General features: G+C 60.1%; 13 protein-coding genes. 10 read left to right on the top strand and 3 right to left on the bottom strand.

The features are described 5' to 3' along the window. Positions 1–214 precede the first annotated feature (214 nt). Positions 215–1216 (bottom strand): DUF3800 domain-containing protein, encoded by a 1002-nt coding sequence (locus XI09_RS12370; protein ID WP_271567087.1) that lies wholly within the window; start codon positions 1214–1216, stop codon positions 215–217. Positions 1217–1606: 390 nt separating this feature from the next. Between XI09_RS12370 and XI09_RS46125 the strand changes: the two genes are divergently transcribed. From XI09_RS46125 to XI09_RS12405, 8 genes are all read left to right on the top strand, one after another. Continuing rightward, on the top strand, positions 1607–2143 hold the full coding sequence (locus tag XI09_RS46125; RefSeq protein ID WP_097669581.1) for a PAS domain-containing protein: 537 nt from the start codon (positions 1607–1609) through the stop codon (positions 2141–2143). 601 nt (positions 2144–2744) lie between these two features. Further along, a complete protein-coding gene (locus tag XI09_RS12375; protein WP_097669582.1) occupies positions 2745–3608 on the top strand; it encodes a branched-chain amino acid ABC transporter permease in 864 nt (287 codons plus the stop codon). Continuing rightward, positions 3605–4825, top strand: coding sequence for a substrate-binding protein (locus XI09_RS12380; protein ID WP_097669583.1), 1221 nt, complete (start codon positions 3605–3607; stop codon positions 4823–4825). The genes XI09_RS12375 and XI09_RS12380 overlap by 4 nt, the downstream gene beginning before the upstream one ends. A gap of 65 nt (positions 4826–4890) precedes the next feature. Next, the gene (locus XI09_RS12385) at positions 4891–5901 is read left to right on the top strand and encodes a branched-chain amino acid ABC transporter permease (protein WP_271567097.1); all 1011 of its coding nucleotides are present in this window, start codon (positions 4891–4893) and stop codon (positions 5899–5901) included. Further along, positions 5888–6622: an ABC transporter ATP-binding protein gene (locus tag XI09_RS12390; RefSeq protein ID WP_271567088.1), complete on the top strand. Its 735-nt coding sequence runs from the start codon at positions 5888–5890 to the stop codon at positions 6620–6622. The genes XI09_RS12385 and XI09_RS12390 overlap by 14 nt, the downstream gene beginning before the upstream one ends. Continuing rightward, the gene (locus XI09_RS12395; protein ID WP_271567089.1) at positions 6615–7310 is read left to right on the top strand and encodes an ABC transporter ATP-binding protein; all 696 of its coding nucleotides are present in this window, start codon (positions 6615–6617) and stop codon (positions 7308–7310) included. The genes XI09_RS12390 and XI09_RS12395 overlap by 8 nt, the downstream gene beginning before the upstream one ends. Positions 7311–7386: 76 nt before the next feature. Further along, positions 7387–8541: an amidohydrolase family protein gene (locus XI09_RS12400; RefSeq protein ID WP_271567090.1), complete on the top strand. Its 1155-nt coding sequence runs from the start codon at positions 7387–7389 to the stop codon at positions 8539–8541. Between the two features lie 253 nt (positions 8542–8794). After that, a complete protein-coding gene (locus tag XI09_RS12405; RefSeq protein ID WP_271567091.1) occupies positions 8795–10015 on the top strand; it encodes a substrate-binding protein in 1221 nt (406 codons plus the stop codon). A 58-nt stretch (positions 10016–10073) separates the two neighbouring features. Here the strand turns inward: XI09_RS12405 and XI09_RS12410 are convergent, their stop codons facing one another. Further along, the gene (locus XI09_RS12410) at positions 10074–10856 is read right to left on the bottom strand and encodes an enoyl-CoA hydratase-related protein (RefSeq protein ID WP_097669599.1); all 783 of its coding nucleotides are present in this window, start codon (positions 10854–10856) and stop codon (positions 10074–10076) included. A 711-nt stretch (positions 10857–11567) separates the two neighbouring features. Here XI09_RS12410 and XI09_RS12415 point away from each other — a divergent pair. Next, complete coding sequence (locus XI09_RS12415; RefSeq protein WP_097669588.1) at positions 11568–12893, top strand: MFS transporter; 1326 nt, start codon at positions 11568–11570, stop codon at positions 12891–12893. A 198-nt stretch (positions 12894–13091) separates the two neighbouring features. Then, positions 13092–15725, top strand: a complete 2634-nt coding sequence (locus tag XI09_RS12420) for a CehA/McbA family metallohydrolase (RefSeq protein ID WP_271567092.1) — start codon at positions 13092–13094, stop codon at positions 15723–15725. A gap of 164 nt (positions 15726–15889) precedes the next feature. Here XI09_RS12420 and XI09_RS12425 read toward each other — a convergent pair whose 3' ends face one another. Beyond that, positions 15890–16981, bottom strand: coding sequence for a LacI family DNA-binding transcriptional regulator (locus tag XI09_RS12425; protein WP_097669589.1), 1092 nt, complete (start codon positions 16979–16981; stop codon positions 15890–15892). Positions 16982–17084 lie beyond the last annotated feature (103 nt).

A 17084-nucleotide genomic window follows, 5' to 3' on the forward strand; every position in this document is an offset into this window, starting at 1 on the left:
GCTGTTCAGCGGCGCTGACGGCGATCATCAGGTGGGGGAGTTTCAAGTGACCATACCCGGGGGATTTTGACCGACCCACGGGGCCCAAAAGGGAAAAAAGCAAGGCCAAAAACGAAACTGACCGACAAAGAACAATCCGAGCGATTCATGCAAACCGCTCGTGAGCTTGGCGTTGACGAGAGTGGCGAAAAGTTTGAGCGGGCCCTAGGAAAAATCACTTCGTCAACAGCCGCGAGGTCGGGTCGGGCAAAGTCATCCTGCCCCCTTCACGTCGCCGACTTAGCCACCGCGCCGCATCTTGCGGTCCGGAGAAAGCACTCATCACGCATTTGGTGAAAGGCATCTTTTTTATTGCATCAGCAAGAGTCCTGCGGATGCCGCTTTCCTTCAGGTCTATATGGATTTGAGGTATGTCCCTCTTACATCCCCAGGGAAACTGATAGCTCTGGATAGCCTCTCGATTCCCTTCATTGTGCCATTTCCTGATCCACCATGCGTACAGGTCAGCGGCTTGGAGGGGCATAAATTTTTCATCTGGTCTGAAGATTGGCGTGCTGCCGATACGGCCTTGCGCCGCTGAGTTCATCAATACCTTCATCCAGTCCCACATCTCCAAGATATGAACCTTTTCCGACTCGTCATCGAAGATGAAATCTACTGGATCGTTCCACCGCATGAATTTCTGCTGATGCACGGCCAAAATCTCAATGAGGCCGCGCGATGCGATGTAATATGGATTTTCAAGGTTTTCTCGCCCGAGCACGGTTTCTGGAACCAATTCGCGAACGGCCTTCTTGAGGGCGGCCGTATCAGCGGCAATTGAGATGGCGGCTTGTATGTTGTGCTTTTCAATCAGTCGATAAAAGTACGCAGCTATTTCTAGCCGCTCTTTCATCTCGAACATTTTGAACCGCGCCATTTGGGCATGGTCCAGTTGCGCTTTCCATTCATTTGAAAAGCTGGCCCACGTGTCAGCATCGGCAATATAGCCGGCCAAAACAAGCGACCGCTTATCGCCGGTACCACTGCCATCAATGTACGCCTGAAGCACCATCAGATGACGCGAGGGGCTTCCATTCTGGGCAAGCCGCTGACGAGGGCCCATGCATCTGCGGCGGCATGCCGGGCAGCCTTCATGACCTGCCCCGGCCTGCATACCACTTGGGGTGCGGCAAGTACAATATGCCCAGACCGGCAGCCCTTCCTCGATGGACAAGACATAAAAGTGTCCGCAACTGATTGCAGCTCGCCTGATCAGGAGCCCACATTGCTCGAGTTCGCCGGCAGCATCAGCCTGCCCTACTTCCCGTTATCCAAGAAAAGCTGTCGATCGCCCTGTGGCGGAGCAATGACAGTGGGCAGATGCAATGGTCTCCCGGATTCTACGAGTTGTTCGGACTGGACCTGCGTCAAACAGAACCGTCCCCTGCCGAGATCGACAGGAGAATTCATCCCGACGACGGCGGCCGCGTCCGCTGGTTCGGACGCGATCAATCGCCCATGGGACACTCGAGGGTGAATTTCGGATCATCCGGCCCAACGGCACCTTGCGCAGGTTTTGTGCCCGAGCCGAGCCGTTGCCGGACCCGACCGCAAGCCGCAATGGATGCTTGGCCTTGCTGCCGATGTCACGGAAAAGCAAATCCGGGCTCTCAACTCGCAACGGAGCGCTCGAGAGCTCTGGCACGAATCGTTCGGGGGCTCGTATGGGGCGGCCAGTTGTGATGGTCACATCAGCGCGTTTTCCGATCCAGACCAATCCGTGGAATACGGCAATCCGGGAAAAAGCTGGGCGGACCTTCTCCATGACAAGGAACGCGAACCCGTTTTGAGGGAGTGGCAAGTCTCCTTAGCAACGGGACAGCCATACGAGGTGGAGGCCCGGTTACGGCAGGCAGATGGAGCTTATCGTTGCCATCAATGCACGGCTGTACCGCTCGGCAGCAATGGCGGTGTAAGGAAGTGGCTCGGCTTGTGGATCGACGCGCATTACAATAACTCGCGAGGGAGCGGAAAGGCGCATCGAAGCTCACGGGGAGGCAATTGCGAGCCGCACGTGGATGCTGAACTGGTCGGTGAAGCAGTTGGCCGAGCGAAGCGGGTTATCATGCGCCGTCATCAGGCGGCTCGAAGAGTACAATGACACGCCTCCCGCATCCGACGATCTGCTACAGACTCCGTGGACCACGTTTGCGGGTGCGGGAATTGAATTCACATTTCCGCTGGTCGGCAAGCCAGGTGTTCGGCCACAATGACTTGATGCCTTCTCGGTGCTGAACTCACTGCCTGCGGCCATCGTCAAATGGTGCGTCAGCTCGTCTGGTTTTCTCCGATAGTTCGGCAAGCGCTAACGACGCGCGCGTTTGAGAGCGCCTGCGGTGAGGATGCGGATAGCTCTTTATCGCTTTTCGCTGCATCGAAATTGGGCTGGCCAGAACGGCCGGCGACCCGCCGGGGCCTATTTAACGTGTCCCGCAATGTCGGTCGCCTGGCCAACATTACCCAACATTACTCAAATCTTCCTACGTTGATCTAGGCAATCTCGCGCCGCATGTCGTGAATGAAGCGCCGACAGGCGGGCCGCCCTAGAAGCCCACCATCGCCTGCAAATCCCATTGCCGGGATGACCTTCCAGGAGCGCTCTCGTGACAGCAGCCCTTCGCATTCCAACGAGTAGCTCACGCCGCCAAGCGATCGGCGTGAAGAGGATGTGCTCGCAATCCCAAGGAATGTGACGCAGCGGCATGGATACGCAACTTATCGCCATCTTCGAAATCTTGAGCTTCGGCGCGATCGTTGTGCTGGTCGTGCTCGGCCTCGGGATCATTGCCAGCATGATGGGTATCTTCAACTTCGCCCAGGGCGAGTTCGTCCTGCTGGGCGCCTACGTCACTTATCTCGTGCACAGCGTCGGTTTGCCGGTCCCGCTCGGCATGCTTGCCGCGCCCGTTGTGGTCGGCGCGCTTGGCTTCGTCCTAGAAAAACTCGTGGTGCGCCGATTCTATGCCGCTCCAATCGTCGCCATGCTTGGAACCTATGCGCTGGGGCTGATCATTCGCGAAGTCGTGCGCGGCCTGACCGGGGGACTGTATCTCTCGGTGCCGGAGCCAATCAGTGGCTCTATCACGATCGGAAGTTTGCATTTCGCCACCTGGCGCGGCGTCATCGTCATCATCACTTTGCTGGTCATGGCCGCGAGCCATGCACTGCTCGCCTACACCTCGTTCGGCCTGCGAGTCCGCGCCTCGCTGGAGAACCCACAGCTGGCGCGTGCCTCGGGCATCTCCACGGGCGTGATCTACAGCATCACCTTTGCATTTGGTGCGGCACTCGCGGGTCTCGCCGGCGCGCTGATCGTGCCAGTCTTTTCACTATTTGCCGATCTCGGCATCCGCTTTCTTATCCAGGGTTTCGTTGCCGTGATGGTCGGTGGCGTCGGGTCCTTCGCCGGCCCAGTCGCTGGTGCCAGCGTCATCGGCACGTTCAGTGCCTGGCTGCCTTGGCTGATGTCACCGGTTATCGCCGACGTTCTGGTGTTCGTGCTCGCCATCATTTTCATCAAGCTCCGGCCGCAAGGCCTTGTTTCGGGAAGAGGGGTCAACCGATGATCAACGCCAGCCGTCAACTGAGCCGCCGCCGCTTTCTTAGCAATTTCGCCTTCGCCTCCGCCGCCATCGCGGCGGGTCCGGGCAGCTGGGTAATTCGCCCGGACTGGGCAAATGCTGCGGAAGGCCCGATCAGGCTCGGCATTGCGACCGATCTTACCGGATCACTCGGTTTTGCCGGCAACACCGACGCCAATGTCGCTCGCATGCTGGTCAAGGAGATCAACGACTCCGGCGGCCTGTTGGGACGCCCGATCGAACTCCTGATTGAGGATACTGCCTCCGACGAATCCGTCGCCGTGGGAAATGTGCGAAAGCTGATCCAGCGAGACAAGGTCGACTTGGTGATCGGCGGTATCTCGAGCTCGATGCGCAATGCGATTAAGGACGTCATTATCTCTCGCGGCAAGACGCTATATATCTATCCGGAAGGTTACGAAGGTAAAGAGTGCACGCCCTATCTGTTCTGCACCGGGCCGGTACCGGCACAGAATTGTGACCAGTTCATTCCCTGGCTGATCAAAAATGGTGGCAAACGCTTCGCGCTGCCTGGCTCCAACTATATTTGGCCGCAAACAATCAACGCCTACGCACGCAAGGTGATCGAGAGCAGCGGTGGCGAAGTCGTCTTTGAAGAATACTACCCGCTCGACCAGATCGACTTTTCGTCGACGGTTAGCCGCATCATATCTAACAAAGTCGATGTGGTGTTCAACGCCATTGTCCCGCCCGGCGTCAGCCCGTTCTTCAAACAGCTCTATCAAGCCGGCTTCTCCAAAAACGGCGGGCGGGTGGGGTGCGTCTATTACGACGAAAATTTCCTGGAAATGAACCAGGCCCAGGAGATTGAAGGGCTCGCGAGCAGCCTCGACTACTACAAGGTGCTCGCGGCGGAGGATCCGGTGAGCGCCAGGATTCAAACGGCTTACGACAACCAGTTCCCTGCCAAGTTCCGGTTCTCGGCAGGCAGCGCCGCGACCGGCACCTATCGAGGACTGAAGCTGTGGGAGGCTGCGGTGAAGGAGGCCGGTACAATCGACCGCGACGCGGTAGCCGCCGCCCTCGACCACGCGAAGATTGCGGAAGGGCCGGGCGGGCCTGCCGAAATGGCGTCCGGCAAGCGCCACTGCAGGATGAACATGTACATTGGAGTGGCGAAGGGCGGCCAGTACGAGATTGTCGCGCGTAGTGCCGGCCTGGTCGATCCGAAGGAGTGCTGATGTCATCGACCGGCACTGGCATACAGCCCCCGCCACACGTGATTGAAGCTGATCGTTCGCCCGTCATGGCATCTGCCTTCGCAGGGCGAACGAAGGTGCTTCCAATTCTCGAACTGGCATTGCTGGTTGCCGCTTCGATCGCACCGCTCGTCCTGCGGGATTACATCACTGTCTATGCGACGCGAGTGCTCATCCTGTGCCTCTTCGCGTTGTCGTTCGACCTTGTGTGGGGCTATGCCGGGATATTGAGCTTGGGCCAGTCGTTGTTCTTCGGCTTGGCCGGCTACGCTGTAGCGCTGCTTTCACGCGACTTCGGAGTCGGATCGATTTTTGCCGTTCTTCCGGTCGGAACCCTGATAGGCTTTGTCGCGGCATTGTTGCTGGCAGGCTTCCTGCTGCTTGGCCGTCACCCCTCGAGTGTGGTCTTCGTTTCGCTTGGTACTATGACCGGAGCTTACGCAGCCGACCGGCTGGCTCGGGGTTCTCATTATCTTGGCGGCCAGAACGGTATCCCTTCGATCCAACCGATGACAATCGGTTCGTACGAAATGAGCGAGGGACCAGGATTCTACTACCTGGTTCTCGCCATCCTGGTTGTGATCTACCTTCTATCGCGCTTTCTACTGCGGTCGCAGTTCGGTCTGGCACTGGCGGGATTGCGAGAGAATGAACAGCGCATCGCCTTCTTCGGGTACAAAGTGCAACATTTGAAGGCGATCATCTTCGCAATCAGCGGCGCGATCGCAGGTACTGCCGGCAGCCTCTATGCGTTTCACGAGGGCTTCGTCTGGACAAACATGCTGGGCGTGGTCATGTCGACCCAGGTCGTGCTCTACGTCTTGTTCGGCGGCTCCGGGACATTGATCGGTGCGGTCATCGGCACCGCGATTGTCGAGGGCCTCAGCTTCTGGCTCTCCGACAATTATCGCGATATCTGGCCGATCATTCTCGGCGTTTTGCTGTTGCTCGTCATTATGTTCCGACCCCTCGGCTTGATCAGCCTCGTGCTGGGCGAGCGGGAACGTGTAGGTCATTTCGGCCCGAGCCTGAAGGAGAAGCGCAATGCCGCTCCTTGAAGCCGTGGGTATCTCCAAGGTCTTTGGCAAGCTCACCGCGCTGGACGGAGCGGCGCTCACCGTCGGCGAGAGAGAGTTTCATGGCCTGATCGGACCGAACGGCTCGGGCAAGAGCACGCTGATGAAGTGTCTTGCAGGTGCGCTAGTGCCGACGCAAGGCAAGGTGACGTTCATCAATACTGACGTCACCTCGTTGACGCCGCCGGAGCGTGCGCGAGCGGGCATGAGCCTGAAATTCCAGATCACCGCCGTGCTACCGACCCTCACGCTTTACGACAACATCCTGCTCGCGCTGCAGGCCCGGTCCTCACTGCTGGATCTGGCGTTCTCGCGCAGTCGGGGACGACTGCACGAGGAGGTCATGACGCTGCTCCTCCAGTTCCGGCTCGCCGATCGCGCGTTTGATGCTGCGGCGACCCTTTCTCACGGTCAGCAGCAATGGCTGGAGATCGCGATGGCGCTCGCATGCCGGCCGCGCCTTCTGCTCTTGGACGAGCCGACCGGTGGCATGAGCCTTGAGGAGCGCCGCGTCACGGGCGAGTTGCTGCAGCCGATCAAGCAGCATTGCTCGCTTGTCATCGTGGAGCACGACCTGGATTTCATCCGCGACATCTGCGACCGGCTAACCGTGCTCGATCAGGGCAAGGTTCTGGCGTCGGGGACGGTTGCCGAGATCCAGGCCAACAGAAGCGTCCAGGAGATCTATTTGCGCCGTGCCTGAATTCCTCAATCTCAAGCATCTCGACGCCGGCTACGGACGCAGCCAGGTCTTGTTCGGTGTCAATATGACCGTCCCACCGCGGGGCGGTGTGGCCGTCCTCGGCCGTAACGGCGCCGGAAAGAGCACGCTCATGAAGGCGATCGTGGGCGAACTGCCGGCATGGAAGGGCGGCGTGCAATTCAACGGCCAAGACATCGATCGCCGCCGGACCGAAGAGCGGGTGCGGGCCGGCATTGGATATGTGCCGCAAGAGCATTCAGTGTTCGGGCGCCTGTCGGTGCGCGACAATCTCGCCGTCGGATCGCTTTTGCACCGCGATGGATCGGCAGTGGACCGGGTCATGAGGATGTTTCCAAAACTCGGCCAGCGCCTGGATCAGCCGGCCGGAACGCTGTCCGGTGGCGAGCGCAAGATGCTCGCAATCGCCCGCGCGATGCTCGGCAACCCCAAACTCCTCCTGCTGGATGAGCCGACCGAGGGTGTCTGGATCGGCGTCATCGAAGAGATCACCGAGCGCCTGGTCGAACTAGCCAGAGAGATCGCGATCATCATCGTCGAGCAACATCTCGATCTCGCAATGCGTGTCGCGGAGCAGGCCTATGTGCTCGATCGCGGCCGTGTCGCGCTGTCGGGCCCGTCGCAACAGCTGCGCGACGACCCGCGGCTCTTGACGTATCTGGCGCCGTAGAGGCGTCCCGGCTGCCATCCCACGCCCGAAAGATGGCGCGTTGAAGTTCCTTGCGATGACTGAACAGAGAGGGACGATGTCCAAAACCTTGAGCGATTTTGTGAATGCGTGCCAGGTCGTCGATGTCCATGAACATCACATGTCCGAGGTCGCACATAGCCGGGACGTGAATCTTTTGAAACTGTTCCAGCAGAGCTATGCGGCTTGGACAAGCCACGTCCTGCCATCCGAGCCCAAGGCGACTGGCGATATGTTATCTACCGCTACCGAGCCAACCACCTGGGAGGCCCTTGCTCCGTTCTTGGAGAGGAGCGGCTCAAATGCATTCGTTCGTAACCTCGCCGGCGGTGTCGCCGAGCTTTACGGCGTCGCCGAAACCGGAATCACGCGCGACAACTGGGAGGCAGTAGACGCTTCAGTGCGCTTGCGCCACAAGGAGGCGACATGGCCAAGTGAAGTCATTGGGCGCGCCGCCATCGGAAGGATCGTAACGGACCCTTTTCTCGATCCGTTGATGGATCCGCGACCGGTCTTAGGGCAAAGTTACGATGCGGTCCTGCGGATTAACGCATTCGCCCTCGGCTGGCATCCGGAATCTCGCGATCACAATGGAAATTGCGGCCATACGTTGCTGCGGCGCCTCGGCATGGAGGTGAAAACCTTCGACGATTATTGCGACGCAATCCGGGAGCTCGTAGCCGGCTGCGCCCGGCGCAATCACGTTGCGCTCAAAAACGCGCTCGCCTATGACCGGGATCTAAGCTTTGACGAACGGAACGAGGACCTCGCTCGGCAGGCCTGGGGACAAAGGTCTCCATCCCCTGCGGCGCGCAAGGCTTTCTGTGACTTTGTCGTCGATTTGTTTTGTCAGCTCGCAGGCGAGGCCGGCCTGCCAGTCCAAACTCACCTTGGAACGGCAATCATAAGCGGCTCCCACCCGCTACGCATGACCGGGTTGATTGAGCGTCATCCTCGGACCCGCTTTCTGCTGATGCATTTGGCCTATCCCTGGAGCCGGGACTTGTTGGGAATGGCTTTTGTGTACCGCAATGTTTGGCTCGATTTGTGCTGGTCCTTCCTGTTGAGCCCGTCCCATTTCAAGCTGGCCCTGCACGAGGCTATTGAAGTCTTGCCGGATGAATCGCGAATGATGATCGGAGGAGATTGTCTTCACGTTGAGGAGACATTTGCCGCGATACAGGGCGCACGCCGGCTCATCGGTGAGGTCTGAACGAGAAAGTTGCGAGCGGCTACTTTCGCCCCCGAGACGCAGAGCGCTTGGCGGTCAGGATCCTTGGCGAGAACGCGAGGGAGCTTTTCAGACTGTCCTGATTGCTGCACTCATTACGCGATTTTACCCAAAGTTGAGCCGAAGGGCCCGCTTGAAACCGAAAAATGACGGATAGCTTTTTCCGGTTACCGCGCCCCGCGGGAAAGAGGAGGGCGCGTGGATTAAGGCCATGAGCCAAGGGGAGGTCAGTTCCATGTTGAATGATCACCGGCAACTCAGCCGCCGCCGCTTTCTCGGCAATTTCGCCTTTGCGTCTGCGGCCATTGCGGCCGGCCCGGGCAGCTTTGTGATCTGTCCTGACTGGGCCAACGCCGCCGAAGGCCCGATCAAGATAGGCATTGCCACCGACCTTACGGGGGCACTCGGCTTTGCCGGGAATACCGACGCCAATGTCGCGCGCATGGTCGCGAGCGAGATCAACGAGAACGGTGGTCTCTTGGGGCGCCCCATCGAGCTCCTGATCGAGGACACCGCGTCCAACGAGTCCGTCGCTGTTGGCAATGTCCGCAAGCTGATTCAGCGAGACAAGGTCGACCTGGTGCTCGGTGGCATTGCGAGCTCGATGCGCAACGCCATCAAGGACATCATCATCTCTCGTGGCAAGACGCTCTACATCTATCCACAGGCCTACGAAGGCAGGGAGTGCACGCCCTATCTGTTTTGCACCGGGCCGGTACCGGCGCAGAATTGCGACCGGTTCATTCCGTGGTTGATCAAGAACGGTGGCAGACGCTTCGCGCTGCCTGGATCAAACTACGTCTGGCCGCAAACAATCAATGCCTATGCGCGCAAGGTGATCGAGAGCAGCGGCGGGGAGGTGGTGTTCGAGGAGTACTACCCGCTTGACCAAATCGATTTTTCATCGACCGTGAGCCGCATCACGTCCAACAAGGTAGACGTGGTCTTCAACAGTGTTATCCCCCCGGGCGTCGGCTCGTTCTTCAAACAGCTTTATGAAGCGGGCTTTTCCAGGAATGGGGGACAGCTCGGCTGCGTCTACTATGACGAGAACACGCTCGAAATGAACCAGGCTCACGAGATTGAAGGCCTCGCCAGCAGCCTGGACTATTACAAGGCGCTCGCGGTGGAAGATCCGGTGAGCGCCAAAATTCAGTCGGCCTACGAAAAGCAGTTTCCTGGCAAGTTCCGGTTCTCAGCAGGCAGCGCCGCAACCGGGACTTATCGAGGACTGAAGCTGTGGGAAGCCGCTGTCAGGGAGGCCGGTACAATTGACCGCGAGGCCGTCGCTGCCGCGCTCGACCACGCCAAGATTGCGCAAGGGCCCGGCGGGCCGGCGGAGATGGTGCCGGGCAAGCGCCACTGCAGGATGAACATGTACATTGGCGTGGCAAAGGCCGGCCAATACGAGATCGTCGCCCGTAGCGCCGGCCCGGTCGAGCCGAAGGAGTGTTGAATGCCGCATGTTGTGCGGGCGAGCTTCGCCGGCGCGGCGTGCGGGCCAATCGCGGGGGCTACTTCCCGCGATAGTTCGGCGGCCTCTTCTCAAAGAAGGCGTTCATTCCCTCCTGCTGGTCAGCTGTGCTGAAAGCGTGACGTATCGCTTGCCGCTCGAACTCGAGCCCCGCATCCAGCGTCGTCTCAAACGCAGCGAGAACGGCCGCTTTGGCAAGTTCAGCCGAGCGGGGAGGCTTTTGCGCTATCAGATCGGCTATTTCGAGCGCTCGCGCCTGCGCCCTGCCGCTTTCGACAACTTCCGCCACAAGACCGGCCTGCATCGCACTCCGCGCCGTGATGGATTGGCCGCTCAGGATCATCAGCATGGCCAGTGATTTGCCAGCCACGCGTGTCAGCCTCTGCGTTGCGCCGTCGCCTGGCAATATCCCGATGTTGATCTCAGGCTGCCCAAATACCGCCCCTTCGCCTGCTATCACGATATCCGCGAGCAGCGCCAATTCATGGCCGCCGCCGAGGCAAATGCCCTCGACCGCGGCAATGAGAGGCTTGGGGAAATTGCCCACATCCCGCCAGCCAGAACGTCGGGCGGAATTGTCGATTGCCTCAAAGCCGCGCTCCCGCATCTCCTTGATGTCGGCTCCGGCAGAGAAGAACGCATCGCTGCCACAAAGCACGACACAGCGGACATCCTCATCGATTGCGGCGCGGCGCAAGTTGGCGCCAAGCTCCACGATCAGCTCGTTGCTCAAGGCGTTTCGTTTTGATGTCCTATTCAGCGTCAATAGGCGCACGTGGGGCGCGACGGATGTCGACAGGATGAGATCGGGCGTCTCGGACATGGAGCGGTTCTCCTGAAAGAATATGAGAATCACGCCTTAAACTGAAATCGATTTCTTAGCAACGAGCCTTCTTGGAGCTTGGTTTTGGCTGTTCGGCACTCGCAGCCGCGACGTGATGCGCCGAACGCGGCGCTGACGGTGAGCGGCGAGGCAGGCCTAAGTCCTGAAATCAGCTTGACTCCGCAGTTATTAATACGTATTGATGCTGAAATCGATTTCAGACAACGCGCATAGAAATACGCGATACTGCGGGAAACCCGGAAGCATGCGACCCGCGAGAGTGGGGCGCATCTGAAGGATCTCATTGACGATGCGACGGGTCTTGTGACGCCGCGCTGTCCAACAAGAACATCAGCTTCTCCAGAAGCGCGCGTAGAGCAACAGGAGGAAGGCTAGCCATGGGAATGGCACGGAATCTCGCGCGCGCTTTATGCGAGCCGCCGCGCAAGTCGGAAGCAACGATGAATGTGTCCTGCGCCATTAGGGTCGTGCAAGGGCCGCTCGTGAGGCGAGGCCCGCAACAACGTGAAGCCAGGCGGGCTTTCCGCCGGCATCCCGGGCGCCTTTTGCGCCTGCGCTTCCGCGGTCCGGCCTGCAAGGCCGCCGCTCTCGTAGACCCCGTCGCGGCGGGCGCAGTTGAGCCGACGAGCGGCTGCTCGTTCTCGCGCGACCCGCAATATCATTAACGTCATCAATAGAGCCCGAGGACCCATGAACATCATTGCTCAGCCCAGCGCTGTACCCATCCAGCTTGACAAGCAAACTGCCAACAAGCGAATGACCGCCGGCCTTGGAGGAGGGGTGGCGCTGGAGTGGTACGACTGGAATGTCTACGGCGTAATGGCGGCGTTTCTCTCGCCGCACTTCTTTCCTTCCGATGATCCCACCACCTCGCTGCTGGCGGGACTGGCCGTGTACGGGGCGGGCTTTTGCGCTCGACCGCTGGGCGCTGTTTTGCTGGGGCCTGTCGCAGATCGCATCAGCCACAAGCGCGTGATGCTGATCTCGGTCACGGCCATGGCGGTTTGCTCGCTTTTGATATCCTTGTTGCCCACCTACAAGGACGTCGGCGTCACGGCGGCCATAGCGCTGCTGATCATGCGGCTGATTCAGGGGCTTGCCACAGGCGCTGAGGCTGGTGTCGCCAACGCCATTGCAATTGAGCTGGCGCCACCTGGAAAGGAGGGACACTACCTCGGTCTGATTGGCGGCACATTCATCCAGTTGGGAAACCTTGGATCCAGCCTGGTTGCCTTCCTGGTGAGCGCCTCGGTCGCACCTGAAGCCATGCGCGAGTGGGCCTGGCGTATACCCTTCGCGGTCGGTGGCGTGCTGGGCCTTTTGATCATCTATCTGCGCACGACGGTGCCGGAAACCTTGATCAATCGAGCCATGCATCGGCAAGACGAGTCTTCGCGCATTCAGGAAACGACTGGCGGTGTGTGGAAAACGCTATGGAGCGTCCGCCTTTCGCTGCTCGCCGTCATCCTGGTGATCGGGTCGGTGCAGATCGCCAACTATGCCTGGAACACCGGTCTGCCCAACATGGCCAACACGGTCTTCAAGGAGAACAGCACGTATGTGTACGGGATCATGACGCTGATGGTCCTGATCTGGATGTCAACAGCGCCTCTTGTCGGCGCTTTTGCGGACAAGGTGCGACCCTCGCGCGCGTTCACGCTGCTGCGCTTGTTGCTCATCCCGTGCTTCTTCCTGACACTGCTTTATTCGGAGAAAGGCATCGTCACGTTCTTCTTTGTCACGGTGTTCGGCGGCGCGATCGTGGGCTTCAACATGGCCCTCTATAACTTCATCGCTACCACGCTGATGCCGCGCGCCGTGCGGACCACCGGGGTGGCTCTCGGCTATGCGCTCGGCGTCTCTCTGTTTGGCGGGACGTCACCCTATCTGCTGGTCTGGTTGCAACGCGAGCACATCGCCTGGATGTTTCCCGTCTACGGATCGTTGATCGCGCTTCTGAGCGTGCTGGTCTACCAGATCGCCAAGAAGCGCGGTCGCCTCTACATCGGTGAATGAACATGCTCTGCCCCTGCGCTTCGCCGTGCCAGGAGGGAAGAAGCGTCCACGTCAGGTGCAAAACATAAGGGCTCGCGCGTATCTCTTCATGCTGAGCATGAGCATGGGGTCGGCGCAAGCGCTGTTGCGCGAGCAGTCGTTCACCACAAACAAAGAATGCTTGCGAGGCACTGAGTTGCTGAAACTGGAGTCCGAAGCATGAAAACACCTTCATCGCCGCACTTCACGCCGGTGGACTTGAAGCGATATTTCAACGCCAAGCGCGCAAATGCCGGTGAAGGGTTCGCCACGCGCCCGGGTGACGCCGGCTGGATCGATTCGCTTCGCGGGCTCCAGACCCATCGCGGCATGCCCTTTCTCTTCGGCAGCGAAACAGCGCCGGATGTGCTGGAGCTGCGCCCCGGGGCCCCTCCTGCCGTAATCGCGTTGCCGCCGACAATGGCGAGCTATGTGCTGTTCGTGCAAGTGGCGGCAGATCGCCCCAGTGCATGCCCCGAGGGTTTCGGAGAGATCGGCCCGGCTACGCTGCCTATCGAAGGCAATCCACTCGGCAACCGGGTGGCGACATACGGGCTCCGCTATGCCGACGGCAGCGAGACCGACGTGCCGGTGCTGCGCCGCTTCGCGATCCAGCAGAACCACATCTCCTGGAGTGCGAGTGCGTTCGCCGCGCTGCCGCTGCGCGGCCCCATCGTGCATGCAAGCACCGGCGAGGATTTTGTACTCGGCAGAGCGCCGGGGGCGAGCTTCTTCCAGGGCGAGGCCCGCACCCAATCGGGACGCATGGATCGACAAGGTGAGAACGTGTGGCTTTACGCGCTCCCGAATCCTTATCCGGACAAGGAGCTTTCGGCGTTGAGCTTGCGCGCGGAACAGGAAATCTCGCTTGTGTTTGCGGTGACCACGACAGCGCTCACCCAGCACCCGCTGCGCCTCCAGGGCCGTCGCAAGCTGAAGGTGAAGCTGCCGCCCGGGGTCTATCTGAACAAGCTTGGCGAGCTCGATGTCGACGATCGGGGCGAGCAGATCGGTATGGACCTAGGCACGGTCATCTCGGCCCGCGCAGTGCTCGAGTACTCCAGAGCGGATTGGCTGGGCGCCAAAGTGGATGTGCAGCCCGTGCGCTCCGGGAGCGAAGTCATCGTGGAGTACTCCGCGCATCCGGACGCAAGGCTCTATCTGCGCTCGGACGATGGCCGCTTGCACATGTTCGAGCTTCGATCGTTGGAAGTTGGCGGTAACGCAGGCGCCTCGCTCAATGTGGTGACAATCGAACCGGCCACAAGGCCGGTCAAGATCCGCATCGTGGAGAAGGGCAGTGGCGTGCGTGTTGCCGCGCGGCTGCATGTCCATGGTGCGCATGGGGAGTATCTGCCACCCAAGGGACATCACCGCAAGGTCAATACCGGCAGGTTCGAGGACTTCTCGGGCGAGTTTGCCAATGGGCTGAACCAGTACGCCTACGTGGACGGCAGTTGCGAGGCGGACCTGCCGCTCGGACCCGTGTTCGTAGAGATCAACAGGGGTTTCGAGGTGCGCCCGTTGCGCACCATCGTCGAAATCACTGCAACGACGGACAATCTCACCTTTGAGCTCGATCGTGTGCTGCGCTGGCGCGAACAGGGATGGGTTAGCTCTGATACGCACGTCCATTTCCTGAGCCCGCAGACAGCGCTGCTTGAGGGCAAGGCGGAGGGTGTCAACGTGGTCAACTTGCTCGCCGCACAGTGGGGCGAGCTATTCACCAACGTCGCCGATTTCGACGGACGCACGACGTTCGGGGCAAAGGATTTCGGCGGCGACGGAGAATTCCTGGTTCGGGTCGGCACGGAGAACCGGATGCAGGTTCTGGGGCACATATCGCTGCTCGGCTATGAAGGTGAGATGATCAATCCGCTCTCTTGCGGCGGGTCCAACGAAGCTGCAATCGGCCATGTTCTGGAAGCGACCATGGCCGACTGGGCGGAGCGCTGCCGTCAGCAAGGGGGGCTGGTGGTAATGCCGCATGCGCCGAACCCGCAGGCGGAGCGTGCGGCCGACATTGTGCTCGGCCTTGTCGACGCCATCGAAATGATGTCGTTCAACCCGCGGACCGCGCAGATCAGCGCATTTGGTCTCGCCGATTGGTATCGCTACCTCAACATCGGCTACCATCTGCCGCTGGTGGCGGGCTCCGACAAGATGGACGCGGCCGCGCTCCTCGGGGGCTCACGGACCTATGTGCGGTTGGGCGAACGCGACTTCACGTATCGCAACTGGATGGATGCCGTACGCAGCGGGGACACGTTCATCACTGTCGGGCCTCTGGTTGAGATGACCGTTGAAGGACGTCGCCCTGGAGGCACGGTGTCCCTTCCCCGTTCAGGCGGCACCCTCACGATCGACTGGCGGATCGAATCGGTCAGCGTCCCGCCGGCGCGGGTGGAGCTCATATGTAACGGCACGGTCCTCGAGGAGGTTCGATGCGGAGGCTTGTCGTGCAAGGGGCAGCTCTCCCTGCCCATCAGCGAGTCATGTTGGATCGCGCTGCGCGTTCGGGGCAGTGTCGCCGGACGCGAGGCCGACATTGCGGCGCACACCAGTGCGGTATATGTCAAAGTAGGCGGAATGCCCATCTTTGCCACCGCGGATGCAGTGTCGGTCCTTGCTCAAATCGAGGGATCGATCGCCTATATGGACACGCTCGCTCCCAAGTCCGACGAAGCGCGACACGCGCGGCTGCGAGCTGCCCTGGAACTTGCGCATCATCGCCTGCATCATAGATTGCACGAACTGGGCGCCAGCCACCACCATGCGCCCGTTCACTCCGTTCACGTTGAACGCGAGCATTGAGAAGCCTGTTGTGCCATTGACGGTCGCGCAGGCGGCGCATCGCATGCTCAGCCACCTCCACTTACGGGCGAATAATGATAAGGGGCGAGCAGCTTGCGTCACCGGGTCCTGGGATGCGGGCGCCAGCCTGCGGTTCTGAAATAGTTATCAGGACCGTGGCGCGGTCAATGATCTCGACTGCGCCCGCGACGGGCGGGACGGACGCTGGACCGCGGCGGGGCGCTCGATGACCGCATGACCAGCCGGTACGGCAACACGACACTTCTCGGGACAGGACTTCCGGCAATGGCATTGATGAGATAATCGGCGGCTCCCCGGCCGATTTCTGCTGCTGGAACGCTGACTGTTGTGAGCGGCGGGTCCATTTGCGCCGCCAGCTCCACATCGTCAAATCCTGTGATGGAAAGCGTGGCCGGTACGGCCAGCCCCATCTTGCGAGCCTCTGCCATTGCACCGATGGCAAGCGTGTCGGTGGTGCAGATTACTGCTGTCGTGTCCGGATGATCGGTGAGGAGTTGACGAAGGGCACTACGGCCCTGGGCAAGCGAATAATCGGCCTTGACGATCTGGGTTGGTTTGAGCGGGAGACCGGCGTCGGAGAGCGCGCGCTGAATTCCCTCGAGCCTGGCGCGGGATCTGTCGTTTGACGCGGCGACAACGTTGGCAATCGCGCCGAAACGAACGTGTCCAAGCCTTAGCAGATACTCCGTCATCTCGCGGGTGGCGCTTTCATTATCGATTCCGATCGCTGGGATGCCGCCGCCGGCCTTGGCAACATAGGTGGTGATGACGGGTACGCCCGCCTGTTCGATCAGGCTCCTCAGCTCCCGTCCGTGGGAAGCTCCCACCAGCACGATTCCATCGATGCCGCGTTCAATGAGACTTTGCAGCTCCTGAAATTCACGCCGCTGGTCATATTGCGAATTCGCAATGAACAGCGTGTAGCCGCTTTCGCTGAGCCGGTTCTGGAGCGCTTCCACGCCTTCTGCAAAGATACCGAGCGCCAGTGTCGGAACGATGACGCCAACGGTCCGCATGCGTCCCGATTTCAATGCTCTGGCTGCGCTATCGCGCGTGTAGGCCAGGTCATTGATATGCCGCATGACCCTGTCGCGAAGCTCCGGCCGTACGATATCGGGGTGATTGAGAACCCGCGACACCGTCGCTGGCGACACATTCGCCTTCCGGGCAACGTCCTCGATCTTCACCCGCGGCTGCTGGCGGCCTTTTGGCGCGATTACAGGTTTCTTGTCCATTTGCGTCAGTCAACCAGGAGAAGGAGAGGGTCTCCCCTCAAAAGGGTTAAACCACCACGAGCGCCACCTTCTCAAGCCCTGTATGCGGGCCATCGGCGCTATT

The sequence above is a fragment of the Bradyrhizobium sp. CCBAU 11386 genome (assembly GCF_028128955.1).
Lineage (GTDB): Bacteria > Pseudomonadota > Alphaproteobacteria > Rhizobiales > Xanthobacteraceae > Bradyrhizobium.